Origin of the sequence: Nocardioides jiangsuensis (genome assembly GCF_019679455.1) — a bacterium.
GTDB lineage: Bacteria > Actinomycetota > Actinomycetes > Propionibacteriales > Nocardioidaceae > Nocardioides_C > Nocardioides_C jiangsuensis.
Window position 1 is genome coordinate 619482 of record NZ_JAIEZQ010000002.1, and the last position, 15346, is coordinate 634827.

Below are 15346 nucleotides of genomic sequence, written 5' to 3' on the forward strand. Positions count from 1 at the left end.
GATCAGCCGGGTCGTACAGTCGGGACCGTGACGTCGTTGGAGAGCATGGCCGCCGGAGACCACCAGATCGCGCTGTCGGTGCGTGCGCACGACCGGGTGGGCAGGCGACGGACCGACCAGGCCTGGCTCGACGAGACCTGGGCCGACCCGGAGACCCGGGTGCTGCTGCTGGCCGGGGGCAGGTTCCCGGTCAGCGCGGACCGTACGGCGGTGGACTGGCGCAGCCCCGACCAGGCCCCTGCCGGGCAGCGGGTGTTCCTGGGGGAGCAGCACGGCGTGGCGCGGTTCGCGGTGCTGCTCGACGAGCCGCCGGGCGACGCCGAGGCGGAGCGCTGGGCCGGCTTCCGCGCGGTGGGACCGAACCTGTCGGTCGACGACGCCGGGCTGCTGGTGCACGCGGTGGCCCTGGCCGAGTGGCACCTCGCGCACCGGCACTGCCCGCGCTGCGGCGGGCGGCTGGAGACCGCGGCGGCCGGGCACGTGCTGACCTGCCCCGACTGCGGCAAGCAGCAGTTCCCGCGGACCGACCCGGCGGTGATCATGTTGGTGACCGACGGCGAGCGCGCCCTGCTGGGGCGGCAGCCGAGCTGGCCCGAGGGGCGCTACTCGACCCTGGCCGGGTTCGTCGACCCGGGGGAGTCGCTCGAACAGGCCGTGGCGCGTGAGGTCGCGGAGGAGGTCGGGGTCGAGGTGACCGACGTGACCTACTTCGGCAACCAGCCGTGGCCGTTCCCGGCCAGCCTGATGGTGGGCTTCATGGCCCGCGCGGTCACCACCGAGATCAACGTCGACGGCGAGGAGATCGAGCACGCCCGCTGGTTCTCCCGCGAGGAGATGCGCGCCGAGGCCGAGGCCGGCACGCTCGTGCTTCCGGGCGGGATCTCGATCTCCCGGTCGCTGATCGAGGCGTGGTACGGCGGCCCGCTGCCCGGCAGCTGGTGAGTGGGCCGGTCCGTCGCGCGAGCCGCCCGACCCCGTCGTACGACGGGAGGTCAGTTCAGGCTTGCGAGCTTCGCCTTGACCTGCTTCACCGACGGGTTGGTGTGCGCGGTCCCGTCGCTGTAGACGAGCGTCGGGACGGTCTGGTTGCCGCCGTTGACCTGCTCGACGATGAACGCGGCGTCCGGCACGCGCTCGATGTCGACGACCTCGTAGCTGATGCCCTCGCGGTCCATCTGGCTCCGCAGCCGGTGGCAGTACCCGCACCACTGCGTGGAGTACATCGTCACCGCCGCGGCAGAGGTGGTCTCGGCTGAGCTCGCAGACATGAATGTCCTTCCCGACGTCTAGGCTGTTCCCTTGGCACATGACAGGCCGCGACACGTCGCGGCCCACAGTTCGTCAACACCCCAATCGAGGAGTTTGTTCCACGTGGTCGGCACCGACGCACCCGCGGGCACCGCCGAGCGGCTGCTCGAGGCCCTCGACCCCGAGCAGCGGGACGTCGCCCTCGCCCTGCAGGGCCCGGTCCGGGTGCTGGCGGGCGCCGGCACCGGCAAGACCCGGGCCCTCACCCACCGCATCGCGTACGGCGTCGCCACCGGGGTCTACAACCCGACCGAGGTGCTCGCGGTCACCTTCACCACCCGCGCCGCGGGGGAGATGCGCACCCGGCTGCGCTCCCTCGGGGCCGGCGGCGTGCAGGCCCGCACGTTCCACTCCGCCGCGCTGCGCCAGGCCCGCTACTTCTGGCCCCGGGTGTACGGCGGCGAGCTGCCCCAGCTCACCGAGTCCAAGCTGTCCATGCTGGCGATGGCCGCACGCCGCAACCGGGTCGACGTCGACCAGGCCACGCTGCGCGACCTCGCCAGCGAGGTGGAGTGGTCCAAGGTCAGCAACGTCCGCCCCGACGACTACGCCCGGGTCAGCACCGCCCGCGGTCGTTCGGTGAACGGCCAGGACCCGGCGACCGTGGCCCGGGTGTTCGCGGCCTACGAGGAGGTCAAACGCGACCAGGGCCGGATGGACATGGAGGACGTGCTGCTGTGCGCCGCCGCGCTGCTCGCGGAGGACGAGCGGGTCGCCGCCGAGGTGCGCCGACAGTACCGCTGGTTCGTGGTCGACGAGTTCCAGGACGTCAGCCCGATCCAGGCCACCCTGCTCGACCTGTGGCTCGGTGGCCGCTCCGACCTGTGCGTGGTCGGCGACCCCGCGCAGACGATCTACTCCTTCGCCGGGGCCAGCGCGGACTACCTGCGCGACTTCCCCAAGCGGTACCCCGGCACCGCGTCGATGGAGCTGGTCCGCAACTACCGCTCCACTCCGCAGGTCGTCGAGACCGCCAACCAGCTGCTCGCCGGCACCTCCAGCGCCGGGGTGCGGCTGATGTCGCAGCAGGAGGCCGGGGCCGAGGTCGCCTACGCCGAGTACCCGGACGAGGTCGCGGAGGCCGAGGCGGTCGCGGCCGACATCCTCGCGCTGCGCAACCAGGGTCTCCCGATGCGCGAGGTCGCGGTGCTGTTCCGGATCAACGCGCAGTCCGAGGCGTTCGAGGAGGCCCTGGCCGCCCGGGGCGTGCCCTACGTCGTGCGCGGCGCCGCCCGCTTCTTCGACCGGCCGGAGGTGCGCAAGGCGGTCACCCTGCTCCGTGGGAACGCCCGCGGCGGGGTCGGCTCCGGTGACGGGGTCGTCGCCGACGTGAAGGCGGTGCTGGCCGGCATGGAGTGGACCGAGACCGCGCCGACCGGGCGCGGCAGCGTGCGCGACCGCTGGGAGTCCCTCCAGGCGATCGTCACCCAGGCGGAGGAGTTCGCCGCCGCGCAGGAGGGCGCCGAGCTCGGCGCGTTCGTCGACGACCTCGACCGGCGCGCCTCCGAGCAGCACGCCCCGGTCGCCGAGGGCGTCACGCTCGCCACGCTGCACGCCGCCAAGGGCCTCGAGTGGGACGCGGTCTACCTGTGCGGCATGCACGAGGGCACGATGCCGATCGTGTACGCCGAGGGCCCGGCCGCCGTGGAGGAGGAGCGCCGCCTGCTGTACGTCGGGATGACCCGCGCCCGCAAGCAGCTCAGCGTGTCCTGGGCGCTGGCCCGCACCCCCGGTGGCCGCGGCTTGCGCAAGCCCACCCGCTTCCTCACCGGCCTCCGCCCCGAGGTGCGCTCGGACCGGGCCGCCGAGGCACGCCCCGAGCGGGCCCGCAAGAAGCGCGGGGTGGCCCACTGCCGGGTCTGCAACGCGCCGTTGAGCACCACCCCCGAGCGCAAGGTCGGCCGCTGCGAGGACTGCCCGGCGACCTACGACGAGGCACTGTTCGAGCGGCTCCGCGAGTGGCGGGTGGCCCGGGCGGGGGAGGAGAAGGTGCCGGCGTACGTCGTGTTCACCGACCTCACCCTGCAGGCGATCGCCGAGGTCAAGCCGGCCGACCTGCAGGCGCTGCTGCGGATTTCCGGCATCGGCAAGACCAAGATCGACAAGTACGGCGACGCGGTGCTCGAGGTCATCGCCGAGCACGACACGCGCTGACTTTCCGCCGGAGTTACGGGGTTCCGGGCCGCTGGACGTAGCCCTTCTGGGTCATTCGTTGATGCGCCCGAAAGTTTTTCGGGAAATACCCAGAAAATGGTTTGCCGCTTACCGGGACCGGGCGGTACGTTTTCTCCACCCGCACGACAACTCGCGCATCACGGCTCTGACAAGGCCGGCGCCCTACGCATCGAAGGAGGTGCTCGCAGTGTTCACCATCAACACGACCTTCAGCCAGCAGGCCGGCTCCGCCATGCCCGTTTCCGGCGTTGCCACGCTCGCTGCCGCGCGCACCTTCCCGACCATGGGTGGAGTGTCGACCGTCGCGGCTGCTGCCGGCTCGAAGCGTCGCATCGCGGACGTGGCACCGGTGTGCGGTTACACGCACATCACCGATGCAGTCGTCCTCGGCGCCTTCCCGGGTACCTCCGCCTGGAGTCCACCGATCTAGAGTGAATCCTCAGATCGGCAGCCTCCAGGCCGCGGAACCCGAAACCCGGGATCCGCGGTCTTTTTGTTTCCCAGAACCACGAGTGATCAGGTCACAAGGAGGTGACACATGAGTATCAGCGTCCTCGACAGGAGCACGGTCGACAGCCGTCAGGTCGACGAGGACCAGCTCCCCTGCCGGTCGAACGACCCGGAGCTGTTCTTCGCCGAGACTCCCGCGGACGTCGAGGCTGCCAAGGCGTTGTGCGGGGACTGTCCGGTCCGCGCGGAGTGCCTTGCCGGAGCTCTCGAACGCCGTGAGCCCTGGGGGGTGTGGGGTGGCCAGCTGTTCCTTCACGGAGTGGTGATCCCCCGCAAGCGGCCCCGCGGCCGGCCCCGCAAGAACGAGGTGGCGGCCTGACCGGCACCTCGGCACGACCCGAGCAGCACCAGCACCATCCAGCAGCACCCAGCAGCAGTACCTACAACGACGTAGAGAACCGGAGAACCAGATGTACCTCCTGAACGAAGACCTGGCTCGGGCGCAGATGTCCGAGCGCCTGGGAGAGGCGCGCAACCTGCGACGCGGCCACCAGCTCGTCGTGGCACGACGGAAGAGCCGTCGCGCCGAGCGCGCAGCCCTGCAGGCACGCCTCGTGCTCGCCCGCTCGCTGTAAGCAGACCGTCCACCGGCCTGACAGCGGGCCCGACAGCACCAAGAAAGCGAAACCCACTCACATGAACACCACACCGAACCGGAGCACCAAGATGAACTTGATCAATGAAGATCTGGCCCGCGCGCAGATATCCTCGCGCGTCGGGGAGGCCCAGGAGCTGCGGCGCGGGCGTCAGGTCGTGCTCGCCCGTCGACTGTCCCGACGCGCCGAGCGCGCCGCCCACCAGGCCCGACTGGCCCTCGCCCGCTCCCTGTGACCCGTGAGGGACGCCCCGCCGGGGCGCTCACCTGATCACAGCGGGACCGGGAAAACACGACGCCGGACCCCCGGCAGCCACCGCGGCTGCCGGGGGTCCGGCGCGTTGCGCGCGTAGTGTGGAGACGTGCCGGCCACCTGTGACTTCTGCGGCGCCACCGCGCCGGGCGACGAGACCCCGCTGACCTGGACCACGTCGGTCGAGAACGGCCGGACCAAGGTGTTCTGCGACCGCTGCTCCCGCGAGCACCTGCGCGCGATCGAGGGCAAGCTCGACAGCGCCTGGTGGTAGTGCTCAGTCCTCCGCGGCGAAGCCGGGCAGCGACTCGATGAGGATCTGCCGGAACGGCGCCGACGCCTCGAGCTGCGACAGCACCCCGATGCCGCCGATCCAGACCCGGTGGATCAGCAGGTACGACGGGGGCAGGTTGAGCTTGAGCGTCAGGGTGTACCCCGGCTCGCGCGGGTCGTTGATCCGGGTGAACTGCTCGCGCATCCACTCCCGGGAGAACCGGAAGGTGTCGTGCCTGGCCGGCTCGATGAACGGCGCCAGGTAGTCGCGCAGCTCGTCGGGGTCGACCTGGATCCTCGGCTTGATGAACCCCTCGGAGCGCAGGTGGTCCACCACGTCGCCGTAGTCGTCGAGGGTGGCGATCCGCATCAGCCTGCCGATGGAACGGGGCAGCCCGCCCTCGGGGAGCCGGGCCACCGCGCCGAAGTCGACGACGCCGAGCCCGCCGAGGGAGCCGTCGACGGTGGGAAGCACCCGGAAGTTGCCGGGGTGCGGGTCGGCGTGCAGCATCCCGGTGCGCTCGGGGCCGGAGAACAGGAACCGGACGTACAGCTCGCCGTAGTGGTCGCGCTGCTCCTGGGTGCCCTCGGCGATCAGCCGGGCCAGGGAGGAGCTGCTCTCGACCCACTCGGAGACGAGCACCTTGTCGGTTCCGGCGACCACGTGCGGGACGAGGTAGCGGTCGTCGCCGGCGAACTCCTCGGCGAAGGTCTGCTGCGCCTCGGCCTCGAGGGCGTAGTCGAGCTCCTCGGCGACCCGGGCCTGCAGCTCGGCGATCAGCGGCTTGATGTCGATGCCCGGCACCATCCCGCCGACGGTGCGCGCGACCCGGGCGAGCTGGCGCAGGTCGGACATCAGCGCCTCGCCGGCACCGGGGTACTGCACCTTGATCGCGACCTCGCGGCCGTCGTGCCAGCGGCCCCGGTGCACCTGGCCGATCGAGGCGGCGGCGGCCGGGTTGTCGTCGAACTCCACGAGCTGCTTGCGCCAGGACGGGCCGAGCTCGCGGCTGAGCACGTGGTGGACGGTGGTGGCCGACATCGGGGGAGCCGCGTCCTGGAGCCTGGTGAGCTGGTCCCGGTACGGCGCCGCGAGCTCCTCCGGCAGCGCGGACTCCATGATCGACAGGGCCTGGCCCATCTTCATCGCGCCGCCCTTGAGCTCCCCGAGCGTGCGGAAGAGCTGCTCGGCGGTGCGCTGCTGCACGTCGCTCATCACCGCCTCGGCAGGGGCGCCGCCGAGGCGCTTGCCCATGCCGACAGCGGTGCGCCCCGCGAACCCGAGCGGCAGCGCTGCGAGCCGGGCGGTGCGGGCTGCTGCCTTGCGGGGGAGATCGACCATGCCCCCCATTGTCACCGACCGGTGCAAACCCCGTGGATCACGCGCCGTGCGCCCACCCGCACCCGCAGTCGGGGTGCCGCAGCCAGGACCCGGTCTCCAGGGAGGTGAGGTGCGGGTCGAGCCGGACCACCCCGGATAGGGAGGACGGGGTCCGGCCCTCGAGGTGGGAGAGCACGTCGCGGGCCGCCCAGGCGACCGCGAGCGTGGCCAGCACGCTGTCCACCGGTTCGGGCACTCCGTCGGGCCGTCCGCGTGCGGTGGCGGAGGCGTGCTGGGCCACGAGCAGCGGCCACGCGGGGTCGGCATCGGTGTGGTGCGCGTCCACGCAGCGTAGGCACGCGGTCTCCCCGGGCGTGACGAACGGCCCGACCGTGGCGGTGCCCTCGCTGACCCGGACCAGGACGTGCGGGGTGCCGGCCCGGATCCAGGCGTCGAGCAGCTCGCGGTGCGGCTCGCCGGCCCCGACCAGGACGCCGACCCGGTCCGTGCCGGCAGTGGCGTCCGCCGCGTCCGGAGCGAGCGCCGACGCGCGGGCGCCGGCGTCACGGAGCAGCGCGGCCGTCCGCGCCGCGAGCAGCTCACCGGGGGCGCCGCCGAAGGCCACCACGTCGACCGGGGCCGCCGCACGGAGCGCGACCAGGTCCGGGACCGCGTCCCCGGAGGTTCGCGCGAGCGCGGCGGCGTCGGTGCGGCCCAGCGTGGTGTGCGCGTCGGGGTCGCCGGGCACCAGGGGCAGCAGCCGGCCGGAGTCGACGAGCATCCCGTTCTCCCGGAGCAGGGCGAGCTCGGGGCCGTCGTACGCGAGGGGCTGCCCGGGGCAGGTCAGCGCAGCGAGCAGGTCGCGGACGCCGGGGCGGTCGTCGAGGACCAGGGCGTGGCGCGGGTCGAGCCCCACCTGGAGCTCGCGCGCGCTGCGACGCAGGACGTGGGTGCCGGGGCGCAGGATCGGTCGCATGCGCGGCAGCCTGCCCTACCCGCGGCGATCGCGCCGCCGCTCGTCCACAGCCGCCGGAGGGATGACCGACGAGAACACGACGGCGGGGTCTCCCGAAGGAGACCCCGCCGTCGAAAATGTGGTTCGGTCGGCGCGGGAGCGCTCAGACCTTGCCGAGGATGCGGTTGAGGTTCGTGCCGCAGACAGGGCAGACGGCCTTGGCCATCCGGGTGCCCTTCTCGTTCACCTTGACCTCGCCCTCGGCCTCGCGCTTCTCCTTGCACTTCACGCAGTAGAACTCGCCGCTCCAGGTCTCCGCCATGACGGCCTCCTTGCCTAAGTTGTCGTACTGGTCGTCGCGGCGGGGGATCTTGTGGAAGACCCGCCGGGGCCGCCGTGGGCGGCCGCATCGCACATTACGGGAGCGGAACCCGCGTTGCATGCAGGCGCAGGCGGTTTCAGGCGTGTCCCACGCTCAAAATCCGGGCGATAGGTCACTTTTGCCCGCTTTCGGCCCTGACAGGGGGGAGCCGGGACGGTCGTCCCGGACCGCCTGCCGCGCCCGGAGAGTCGGTAGTGTCCCGCGCATGTCTGACCACACCCACCTCCGCCTCGACCGGAACCCCGACGGCGTCGCCGTCCTCACCCTCGACAACCCCGACCGGCGCAACGCCATGTCGGACCAGATGACCGCGGCCTGGGTGGCCGCGGTCGACGAGCTCGCCGGCGACCGCTCGGTGCGCGCGGTGGTGGTGACCGGCGAGGGGAGCGCCTTCTGCTCCGGCGGCGACACCGGCTGGATCGCCGGCGAGCCCGACGCGAGCGTGGACCACCTGCGCAGCCGGATGGTCGCCTTCTACCGCGCCTGGCTGTCGATCCGCCGGCTCGAGGTGCCCACGATCGCCGCGGTGAACGGGCCGGCGATCGGGGCCGGGCTGTGCGTGGCCCTCGCCTGCGACCTGAGGTACGCCGCGGCGTCGGCACGGCTCGGCGCCCCCTTCGTGAAGCTCGGCATGCACCCGGGGATGGCCGCGACCTACCTGCTCCCGCACGTCGTGGGCGAGGCGCACGCCCGGGACCTGCTGCTGACCGGCCGGGTCGTCGACGCCGAGGAGTCGCTCCGACTGGGCATGGTCTCGCGGGTGCTCCCGGACGAGGGGTTCCTCGACGGGGTGCTCGACGTGGCGAGGGGCGTCGCCGCGAACGCGCCGATCCCCACCCGGTACACCACGCTCGCGCTGCGCGACGGCGGGCACGCGGACTTCGAGGCGGCGGTCCAGTGGGAGGCCCTGGCGCAGCCGATCACGCTGGCCACCGCGGACCTGCAGGAGGGCATCGCCGCCGCGCAGGAGCGGCGGCCGCCCCGGTTCACCGGCCGCTGAGCCGGTCCCGGTCCCCGCGCAGGAGCAGGGACCCGGGACGGAGAGAGGCCCTCCGCGTGGTCGGTGCGCCGCTTGCCTTCCCCTTGCGAACGCCGTACCGACTCAGCCGAGGGCCTCATCTGCGCCCCAACCTAGGGGCGCCCCTCCGGCCGGTCAACGGCGCGCTGTCCACCCCTGTGGATAACGTTGTGGACGAAATGTGGAACGCGCCGTAGGGCCTGTGGACCGCTCGGTGCGGCACGGTGCACAACCCTGTGGGGGACACGCCCGGGCAGCGTGGCGGGAGCGCGCTGACCAGCCACAATGGGGCGATGGCAGCTGTGGACGAAAGAAAGTTCGCGCGGTGACCGCGGGGAAGCGGACCGATCCGGTAGAGAGCGCCGGTGACCCGGTGGTCGCGCTGCGCCGGATCGCGTTCCTGCTCGAGCGCACCCGCGCGGAGACCTACAAGGTGAAGGCGTTCCGGAGCGCCGCGGCGACCGTGCTCGCCACCGGCGCCGACGAGGTCCGCGCCCGCGCCGAGGCCGGCACCCTCCGGGAGCTGCCGGGGATCGGGTCGTCCTCGGCGACGGTGGTGACCGAGACCCTGGCCGGACAGGTCCCCGGCTACCTGGCCCGGCTGGAGGAGGAGGCCGCCGGTCCGCTGGCCACGGGCGGCGAGGAGCTCCGCGGGCGGCTGCGCGGCGACCTGCACTCCCACTCCGACTGGTCCGACGGCGGCTCGCCGATCGAGGAGATGGTGTTCACCGCGATGGAGCTCGGCCACGAGTACCTCGTGCTCAGCGACCACTCCCCGCGGCTGACGGTGGCCAACGGCCTCTCCACGGAGCGGCTGACCCGGCAGCTCGAGGTGGTCGGGGCGGTCAACACGCACCTCGACGGCGGCTTCCGGCTGCTCAAGGGGATCGAGGTCGACATCCTCGACGACGGCGGGCTCGACCAGAGCGACGAGATGCTGGGCCGGCTCGACGTGGTGGTCGCCTCGGTGCACTCCAAGCTGAAGATGGACCCGGACGCGATGACCCGCCGGATGGTGGCCGCCGTACGGCACCCGCGGACCGACGTGCTCGGGCACTGCACCGGCCGCCTCGTCACCGGCGGGCGGGGGACCCGGCCGCAGAGCAGGTTCGACGCGGCCGCCGTGTTCGCCGCCTGCGCGGAGAACGACGTCGCGGTCGAGATCAACTCCCGGCCCGAGCGGCGGGACCCGCCCGACGAGCTGGTCGGGGTCGCGCTCGAGGCCGGCTGCCTGTTCTCGATCGACAGCGACGCCCACGCCCCGGGGCAGCTGGACTTCCTCGACTACGGCTGCGCGCGGGCCACCGAGCTCGGCGTCCCGGCCGACCGGGTGGTCAACACCTGGCCGCTGGAACGGCTGCTCGCCTGGTCACACGGGTAGATTGAGGCTCATGGCCGGGTCATCAGGCTCCTCGAGCACGCAGGAGCCCATCGTCGAGGTGCGTCGCAGCCGCAAGCGGCGCCGTACCGTCGCGGCCTACCGCGAGGACGACAAGGTGATCGTGATGATCCCGGCCCGGCTCACCCGCGCGGAGGAGCAGGAGTGGGTGGCCACCATGCTCAAGCGGCTGGAGAAGTCCGACCAGCGCCGCCGGCCCAGCGACTCGGGGCTGAAGCGCCGCGCGGTCGGGCTCAGCGACCGGTACCTCAGCGGGCTGGCCCGTCCCGACACCGTCCGCTGGGTCGACAACCAGAACAGCCGCTGGGGCTCGTGCACGCCCAGTGACCGCTCCATCCGGCTCTCCCGCCGGCTGCAGGGGATGCCCTCGTGGGTGATCGACTACGTGCTCGTGCACGAGCTCGCGCACCTCATCGAGGCCGGGCACACGCCAGCGTTCTGGGAGTGGGTGGACCGCTACCCCAAGGCCGAGCGGGCCAAGGGGTTCCTCGAGGGGGTGGCCGCCGCGTCGCACCTCGGCATCGAGGCGGACCCCCCGGACTGCTCCGAGGAGGGGGCGGCCGCGATGGCCGCCGACGACGTCGACTGACGCGTCCCGGTCAGGCGCGTGCGGCGAGCCGTTCCCGTCCCAGCCGGACCAGCTCGTGCATCTCGTCGGCCTCGGTCGGCAGCGCGTCCACCGGCCACCAGCACACGTCGAGCGACTCCTCGCTGACCGCGTGCGCGGCGTCCTCCGGGGCGACGGCGAGGAAGCGCACGTCGAGGTGGGCCACCGTCCCGCCCGCGTGGCAGAACGGCACGTCGTGCGCGCTCAGCTGCACCGGTACCGGGTCGAGCGCGAGGTCTGCGACCCCGGACTCCTCGACCGCCTCGCGCAGGGCCGCGCCGGCCAGCGTGATGTCCTGCGGCTCACAGTGGCCGCCCATCTGGAACCACGCCCTGGCCTTGGCGTGCAGGGTGAGCAGCGTGCGGGTGCCGTCGGCGGAGAGGACCAGCGTGCTGGCCGTGACGTGCTCGGGGAAGCAGTCCCGCCGCAGGCCGTCCGGCCGGCGCTCCAGGTGCGCGACGTAGCGGCGCCGTACGGCCTCCTGCTCCGCGTCGGGCGCCGTCCAGGCGCCCAGCACCTCCAGCGCGTCGCGGTGCAGCGGGTCGTCGGTCGGGGACGGCGGGGAGCCCGCGCTCACCGCTCCGGGCCGTCGCCGGCGTCCGGGGTGTCGCCCGGCTCGTCGCCGGACTGGTCGCCGGACGTGCCGCCGGGCCCGCCCTGACCGGACTCGCTGTCGAGGAGGTCCGCAAGCGCGGCGTCGAACTCCGCGTCGGTCAGCGCCTCGGGCTGCTCGACGTGCTCGCGGAAGCCGAGCGGGTCGTCGAGGTCCTCGGCGGTCGGGAGCAGGTCGGGGTGTGCCCACACCGCGTCCCGGGCCTCCGTCCCCTGCCGGGAGCGCAGCGAGCCCCACAACGCGGAGGCGTCGCGCAGGCGGCGCGGCCGGAGCTCGAGCCCGACCAGCGCGGCGAACGTGGACTCGGCGGGACCGCCCGCGGCGCGGCGGCGGCGGACCGCCTCCTGCAGCCGGGCGGCGCTGGGCATCCGGGTCTCGGTGGCCTGACCGACCACCTCGTCCACCCAGCCCTCGACCAGGGCGAGCGTGGTCTCGAGGCGGGCGAGCGCGGCCTGCTGCGCCGGGGTCTTCTCCGGCTCGAACAGGCCGCCCTCGAGCGCCTGCTGGATCGCGGCGGGGTTCATCGGGTCCAGGTCGGCCATCGAGGACTCGATCTTGGACACGTCGATCGTGGTGCCGCGGCCGTAGTCCTCGACCGCGGAGATCAGGTGCGCGCGCAGCCACGGCACGTGCGCGAACAGCCGCTGGTGAGCGGCCTCGCGCAGCGCCAGGTAGAGCAGCACGTCCTCGTCGCTGACGTCGAGCCCGTCGGCGAACTTCTTCACGTTCGCCGGGAGGATCGCGGCCTTGCCGGCCGGGCCGAGCGGGAGCCCGATGTCGGAGGCGGTGAGCACCTCGCCGGCGAGCCCGCCGAGGGCCTGCCCGACCTGGGTGCCGAACATCGCGCCGCCGGCCTTGCCGATCATGCCGAGCAGCGGTCCGGCCATCGACTTGGCCTCCTCGGGCAGCGCGTCGCCCATCGCGGCGACCACGTGCTCGGCGACCGGCTCGACGAGCCGCTGCCAGACCTCGATGGTCTCCTCGACCCACTGCGCGCGGCTCCACACCACCGAGCTCGAGACGCCGGAGGGGAAGTCGGTCGCCTGGTCGAGCCAGTGGTCGGCCAGCCGGAGGGCGTCGGCGACGTCGCCGCGGTCCTTCTCCCCGGGGGAGGGGTCGGGCTCCTGCGCGACGGTCTTGCGGGCCACGTCCTTGGCGAGGGTCCAGTTCACCGAGCCCTCGTGGGGGGCCATCATCGCCTGCATCTGGCTCATGATCATCGACAGGTCGGGCATGCCCGCGGGGCCACCAGCACCGGGGGTGGCGCCGGGCATGGCGCCGCCGAAGGCCGAGAAGAGCTGCTCGAACGGGGTGCCCTTGAAGGGGTTGTTCTCGTCTCCAGGGTCGTTGCCGGGGCGGTCGGCGGGGTCGTTCGTCATGTCTCCAAACTACTCGTGACCTCAACCCGGCGCGCATGACCTAGGCTCGGTCGCGTGAGCGAGCTGCCCCCCGTCGTACGCCTGACCGACATCCGCGAGACGCCGCTGGCCGTCGACGAGGTCGTCGCGGCGCTGTCCGACGCCGCGGCCGGCGGGCTGACCCTGTTCGTGGGCGCGGTCCGCGACCACGACGAGAACAAGGCGGTCACCGGGCTGGAGTACTCCGCGCACCCCACCGCGCTGGCCATCCTGCAGGACGTCGCCGACGAGGTCGCCCGGGAGTACGACGTCCTGGCGCTCGCCGCGGTGCACCGGGTCGGCAAGCTCGCGATCGGCGACGCGGCGGTGATCGTCGCGACCGCCGCCGAGCACCGGGGCGAGGCCTTCGACGCCTCCCGTGCCCTCATCGACCGGCTCAAGCACCGGGTGCCGATCTGGAAGCACCAGCTGTTCGCCGACGGCAGCGACGAGTGGGTCGGCACCCCCTGACTCCCGCGCCCGTGTTGCTGCGCGGGAAGGGCGACGCACGGCTCTAGCCTTGAGGGGTGGAGATCCTGGCGTGGTTGGTGCCGACCGGCGTGGTCGCGGTCGTGATGATGATCTGGGCCTCCTGGGCGGGTCGCCCCCAGCGGGAGGAGGCCGACCGCTCCGAGGCCGCCTACGAGCGGTTCGCGAAGGCGATGAGCCGCGAGCACCCGGGCGCGTCGCGAGCCCGGCCGATGGTGGTCCGCGACCGCAGCACCGGCATCGCCGTACGCCCCTCGCGTGGGGGGACGACGACGCGCCCCTCACCCAACAGCACCCGACGCTCCGCGTAGTTGCCGCTGAGTGAGAAGGTGGCGGCATGACCCGCCGGACCGTGTCGAGCATCATCGCCTGCGTTCTGCTCGTGATGCTGTTCGCGGTGGCTGCGTTCCTCCCGGTGCCGTACGTGACGATGAGCCCCGGTCCCACCGTGGACGTCCTCGCCGAGAGCAAGGGCGAGGAGATCGTCCAGGTCGAGGGGCACCGTCGCTATGACACCGACGGGCGGCTGGAGCTGACCACGGTCTCGGTCACCGGGCCCAGCCAGGGGCTGAGCCTGGCCGAGGCGCTCGCCGCCTGGTTCGACCGGACCCGCGCGGTCTACCCCCGCGACGTGGTCTACGCCCCCGACGAGTCCGTCGAGGAGGTGCGCCGGCAGAGCTCGGTGCAGATGGTCTCCTCGCAGGACACCGCGATCGCCGCGGCGCTCAAGGAGCTCGGCTTCGAGCTGCCGGTGGTCACCGAGGTGTTCGCGGTCAACGACGGCAGCCCGGCCGAGGGCAAGCTGGAGGCGCGGGACCGGATCGTGTCGGTCAACGGCACGCCGGTCAGCGACGCGACCGCGGTCACCGAGCTGGTCCAGAAGGCGGGGGTGGGCGGTGACGCCACCTTCGTCGTACGCCGGGACGGAGCCACGAAGAGCGTGACGGTGCAGCCGGAGGCCGCGCCGGACGACCCGACGAAGGCCCTGGTCGGGGTCACCGTCGGGGGAGGCTACGACTTCCCGTTCGACGTCTCGGTCAACATCAGCGACGACATCGGCGGCCCGAGCGCGGGCCTGATCTTCTCGCTCGCCGTCTACGACACGCTGACGCCGGGTGCGCTGACCGGGGGAGTCCCGATCGCGGGGACGGGAACCATCACCGGGGACGGAACCGTTGGTCCCATTGGAGGGATCCAGCAGAAGATCGTCGCCGCCGCCGACTCGGGCGCCGAGATCTTCCTGGTCCCGCCGGACAACTGCGCCGCCGCGCTGGCGGCGGGCGTCGACGACGAGGAGATCGAGCTGGTGCGCGCGGACACCATGCACAGCGCGGTGCAGGCCCTGGAGGCCTACGCCGCGGATGAGAACGCCGACCTGCCGAGGTGCTCGTGAGCACCGGCCCGGGGCCGGACGGCCTCGGCCCCGACGGCGTCGGCCCGGACGGCGTCGGCACGGACGGTGGAGCCGTGCCGGTTGCGCCGCGCGAGCCGATGCTCAGCGAGGACAGCCCGGAGGTCGACCCGGTGCTCCAGACCGCCGTGCGCGAGATCGAGGCGCACGCCGCCGAGGCGGGCTGGGACCAGCCCTCCCGGCTCTACGCGCTCGTGCCCACGGCGGACCTGCTCGCCCGCGAGCCGGTCCTGGCCGCGGCGATGGGGCTCGACGAGTCCTCCGCGGCCGGCTCGCTGACCCCGGTGGAGCAGGACCAGATGCCCGCCGAGCAGACCCTGGAGCAGACCCTCGGCCAGATCATGTGGCCCGCGGAGGTCTTCGGCTGCGCGGCGGTCGTGGAGCGGTTCGTGCTCCCGCCCGGCGCCGACGAGCAGATCCCGCAGGACCCGGCCGCCGCGGAGCAGTTCGCGGTGGCGCACCCGGAGCGGCAGGAGGTGCGGATCGTCGCCGGGGCCACCCGGGACGGGTCGACGTACTGTGCGCTGCGCCTGAAGTCCCACGACGACGACCTGTCCGTCGTGGAGAGTCCCGACCTGGTCCCCGCTCTCCTAGAGTTGTTGCTCGGAACACTCGAGCAGTAGAGCAGCACCCCGTGGCA

The 15346-nt window shown here is 72.9% G+C and carries 18 protein-coding genes and 2 pseudogenes; 14 read left to right on the top strand and 6 right to left on the bottom strand.

The window, feature by feature from the left end:
* Window positions 1-27 precede the first annotated feature (27 nt).
* Window positions 28-942, top strand: coding sequence for an NAD(+) diphosphatase (gene nudC, locus K1X13_RS11545; RefSeq protein WP_308249520.1), 915 nt, complete (start codon window positions 28-30; stop codon window positions 940-942).
* A gap of 50 nt (window positions 943-992) precedes the next feature.
* Here the strand turns inward: nudC and K1X13_RS11550 are convergent, their stop codons facing one another.
* The gene (locus tag K1X13_RS11550; protein ID WP_221025200.1) at window positions 993-1268 is read right to left on the bottom strand and encodes a mycoredoxin; all 276 of its coding nucleotides are present in this window, start codon (window positions 1266-1268) and stop codon (window positions 993-995) included.
* A 103-nt stretch (window positions 1269-1371) separates the two neighbouring features.
* On the opposite strand from K1X13_RS11550, the gene K1X13_RS11555 reads away from it, so the two are divergent.
* From K1X13_RS11555 to K1X13_RS11580, 6 genes and pseudogenes are all read left to right on the top strand, one after another.
* Entirely contained in the window at window positions 1372-3462 is a 2091-nt protein-coding gene (locus tag K1X13_RS11555; RefSeq protein ID WP_221025201.1) for an ATP-dependent DNA helicase UvrD2, read from the top strand.
* A 208-nt stretch (window positions 3463-3670) separates the two neighbouring features.
* A complete protein-coding gene (locus K1X13_RS11560) occupies window positions 3671-3913 on the top strand; it encodes a hypothetical protein (RefSeq protein WP_221025202.1) in 243 nt (80 codons plus the stop codon).
* A gap of 108 nt (window positions 3914-4021) precedes the next feature.
* A complete protein-coding gene (locus tag K1X13_RS11565; protein WP_221025203.1) occupies window positions 4022-4312 on the top strand; it encodes a WhiB family transcriptional regulator in 291 nt (96 codons plus the stop codon).
* A gap of 46 nt (window positions 4313-4358) precedes the next feature.
* Window positions 4359-4568, top strand: a pseudogene (locus K1X13_RS11570) (putative WhiB-interacting protein); the annotation flags it as partial.
* A 37-nt stretch (window positions 4569-4605) separates the two neighbouring features.
* Window positions 4606-4824, top strand: a pseudogene (locus tag K1X13_RS11575) (putative WhiB-interacting protein); the annotation flags it as partial.
* Between the two features lie 126 nt (window positions 4825-4950).
* Complete coding sequence (locus tag K1X13_RS11580; RefSeq protein ID WP_221025206.1) at window positions 4951-5115, top strand: hypothetical protein; 165 nt, start codon at window positions 4951-4953, stop codon at window positions 5113-5115.
* Window positions 5116-5118: 3 nt separating this feature from the next.
* On the opposite strand, the gene K1X13_RS11585 is transcribed toward K1X13_RS11580, so the two are convergent.
* The 3 genes from K1X13_RS11585 to K1X13_RS11595 form a co-directional block, all read right to left on the bottom strand.
* On the bottom strand, window positions 5119-6456 hold the full coding sequence (locus K1X13_RS11585; protein ID WP_221025207.1) for an ABC1 kinase family protein: 1338 nt from the start codon (window positions 6454-6456) through the stop codon (window positions 5119-5121).
* Window positions 6457-6493: 37 nt separating this feature from the next.
* Window positions 6494-7411 (bottom strand): TOMM precursor leader peptide-binding protein, encoded by a 918-nt coding sequence (locus K1X13_RS11590; RefSeq protein WP_221025208.1) that lies wholly within the window; start codon window positions 7409-7411, stop codon window positions 6494-6496.
* A gap of 142 nt (window positions 7412-7553) precedes the next feature.
* Window positions 7554-7712: a DUF5679 domain-containing protein gene (locus tag K1X13_RS11595; RefSeq protein ID WP_187577614.1), complete on the bottom strand. Its 159-nt coding sequence runs from the start codon at window positions 7710-7712 to the stop codon at window positions 7554-7556.
* Window positions 7713-7977: 265 nt separating this feature from the next.
* On the opposite strand from K1X13_RS11595, the gene K1X13_RS11600 reads away from it, so the two are divergent.
* The 3 genes from K1X13_RS11600 (at window position 7978) to K1X13_RS11610 (ending at window position 10778) form a co-directional block, all read left to right on the top strand.
* The gene (locus K1X13_RS11600; RefSeq protein ID WP_221025209.1) at window positions 7978-8772 is read left to right on the top strand and encodes an enoyl-CoA hydratase/isomerase family protein; all 795 of its coding nucleotides are present in this window, start codon (window positions 7978-7980) and stop codon (window positions 8770-8772) included.
* A gap of 343 nt (window positions 8773-9115) precedes the next feature.
* Window positions 9116-10171, top strand: a complete 1056-nt coding sequence (locus K1X13_RS11605; RefSeq protein WP_221025210.1) for a PHP domain-containing protein — start codon at window positions 9116-9118, stop codon at window positions 10169-10171.
* Between the two features lie 10 nt (window positions 10172-10181).
* A complete protein-coding gene (locus tag K1X13_RS11610) occupies window positions 10182-10778 on the top strand; it encodes a M48 metallopeptidase family protein (RefSeq protein ID WP_221025211.1) in 597 nt (198 codons plus the stop codon).
* Between the two features lie 10 nt (window positions 10779-10788).
* Here K1X13_RS11610 and K1X13_RS11615 read toward each other — a convergent pair whose 3' ends face one another.
* Together K1X13_RS11615 and K1X13_RS11620 are read right to left on the bottom strand one after the other, a co-directional pair.
* On the bottom strand, window positions 10789-11373 hold the full coding sequence (locus K1X13_RS11615; protein WP_308249521.1) for an NUDIX hydrolase: 585 nt from the start codon (window positions 11371-11373) through the stop codon (window positions 10789-10791).
* On the bottom strand, window positions 11370-12788 hold the full coding sequence (locus K1X13_RS11620) for a zinc-dependent metalloprotease (protein ID WP_221025212.1): 1419 nt from the start codon (window positions 12786-12788) through the stop codon (window positions 11370-11372). Before K1X13_RS11620 ends, K1X13_RS11615 begins: the two co-directional genes overlap by 4 nt.
* A gap of 54 nt (window positions 12789-12842) precedes the next feature.
* Here K1X13_RS11620 and K1X13_RS11625 point away from each other — a divergent pair, with 54 nt between their 5' ends.
* Genes K1X13_RS11625 through K1X13_RS11640 form a run of 4 tightly spaced genes read left to right on the top strand, consistent with a single transcriptional unit; the run spans window position 12843 to window position 15329 of the window.
* Window positions 12843-13277: a molybdenum cofactor biosynthesis protein MoaE gene (locus tag K1X13_RS11625; protein ID WP_308249522.1), complete on the top strand. Its 435-nt coding sequence runs from the start codon at window positions 12843-12845 to the stop codon at window positions 13275-13277.
* A 56-nt stretch (window positions 13278-13333) separates the two neighbouring features.
* Window positions 13334-13606 carry a hypothetical protein gene (locus K1X13_RS11630; protein WP_221025213.1) on the top strand — a complete coding sequence of 91 codons (273 nt, stop codon included), beginning with the start codon at window positions 13334-13336 and terminating at the stop codon, window positions 13604-13606.
* Window positions 13607-13632: 26 nt separating this feature from the next.
* Complete coding sequence (locus tag K1X13_RS11635; RefSeq protein WP_221025214.1) at window positions 13633-14688, top strand: YlbL family protein; 1056 nt, start codon at window positions 13633-13635, stop codon at window positions 14686-14688.
* Complete coding sequence (locus K1X13_RS11640; RefSeq protein ID WP_308249523.1) at window positions 14685-15329, top strand: PPA1309 family protein; 645 nt, start codon at window positions 14685-14687, stop codon at window positions 15327-15329. The genes K1X13_RS11635 and K1X13_RS11640 overlap by 4 nt, the downstream gene beginning before the upstream one ends.
* Window positions 15330-15346 lie beyond the last annotated feature (17 nt).

Excerpts from the sequence above, each read along its gene's own strand:
- K1X13_RS11550 (WP_221025200.1), bottom strand. The coding sequence starts at position 1,268 with ATGTCTGCGAGCTCAGCCGAGACCACCTCTGCCGCGGCGGTGACGATG.
- K1X13_RS11565 (WP_221025203.1), top strand. The coding sequence starts at position 4,022 with ATGAGTATCAGCGTCCTCGACAGGAGCACGGTCGACAGCCGTCAGGTC.
- K1X13_RS11585 (WP_221025207.1), bottom strand. The coding sequence starts at position 6,456 with ATGGTCGATCTCCCCCGCAAGGCAGCAGCCCGCACCGCCCGGCTCGCA.
- K1X13_RS11590 (WP_221025208.1), bottom strand. The coding sequence starts at position 7,411 with ATGCGACCGATCCTGCGCCCCGGCACCCACGTCCTGCGTCGCAGCGCG.
- K1X13_RS11595 (WP_187577614.1), bottom strand. The coding sequence starts at position 7,712 with ATGGCGGAGACCTGGAGCGGCGAGTTCTACTGCGTGAAGTGCAAGGAG.
- K1X13_RS11600 (WP_221025209.1), top strand. The coding sequence starts at position 7,978 with ATGTCTGACCACACCCACCTCCGCCTCGACCGGAACCCCGACGGCGTC.
- K1X13_RS11610 (WP_221025211.1), top strand. The coding sequence starts at position 10,182 with ATGGCCGGGTCATCAGGCTCCTCGAGCACGCAGGAGCCCATCGTCGAG.
- K1X13_RS11620 (WP_221025212.1), bottom strand. The coding sequence starts at position 12,788 with ATGACGAACGACCCCGCCGACCGCCCCGGCAACGACCCTGGAGACGAG.
- K1X13_RS11635 (WP_221025214.1), top strand. The coding sequence starts at position 13,633 with ATGACCCGCCGGACCGTGTCGAGCATCATCGCCTGCGTTCTGCTCGTG.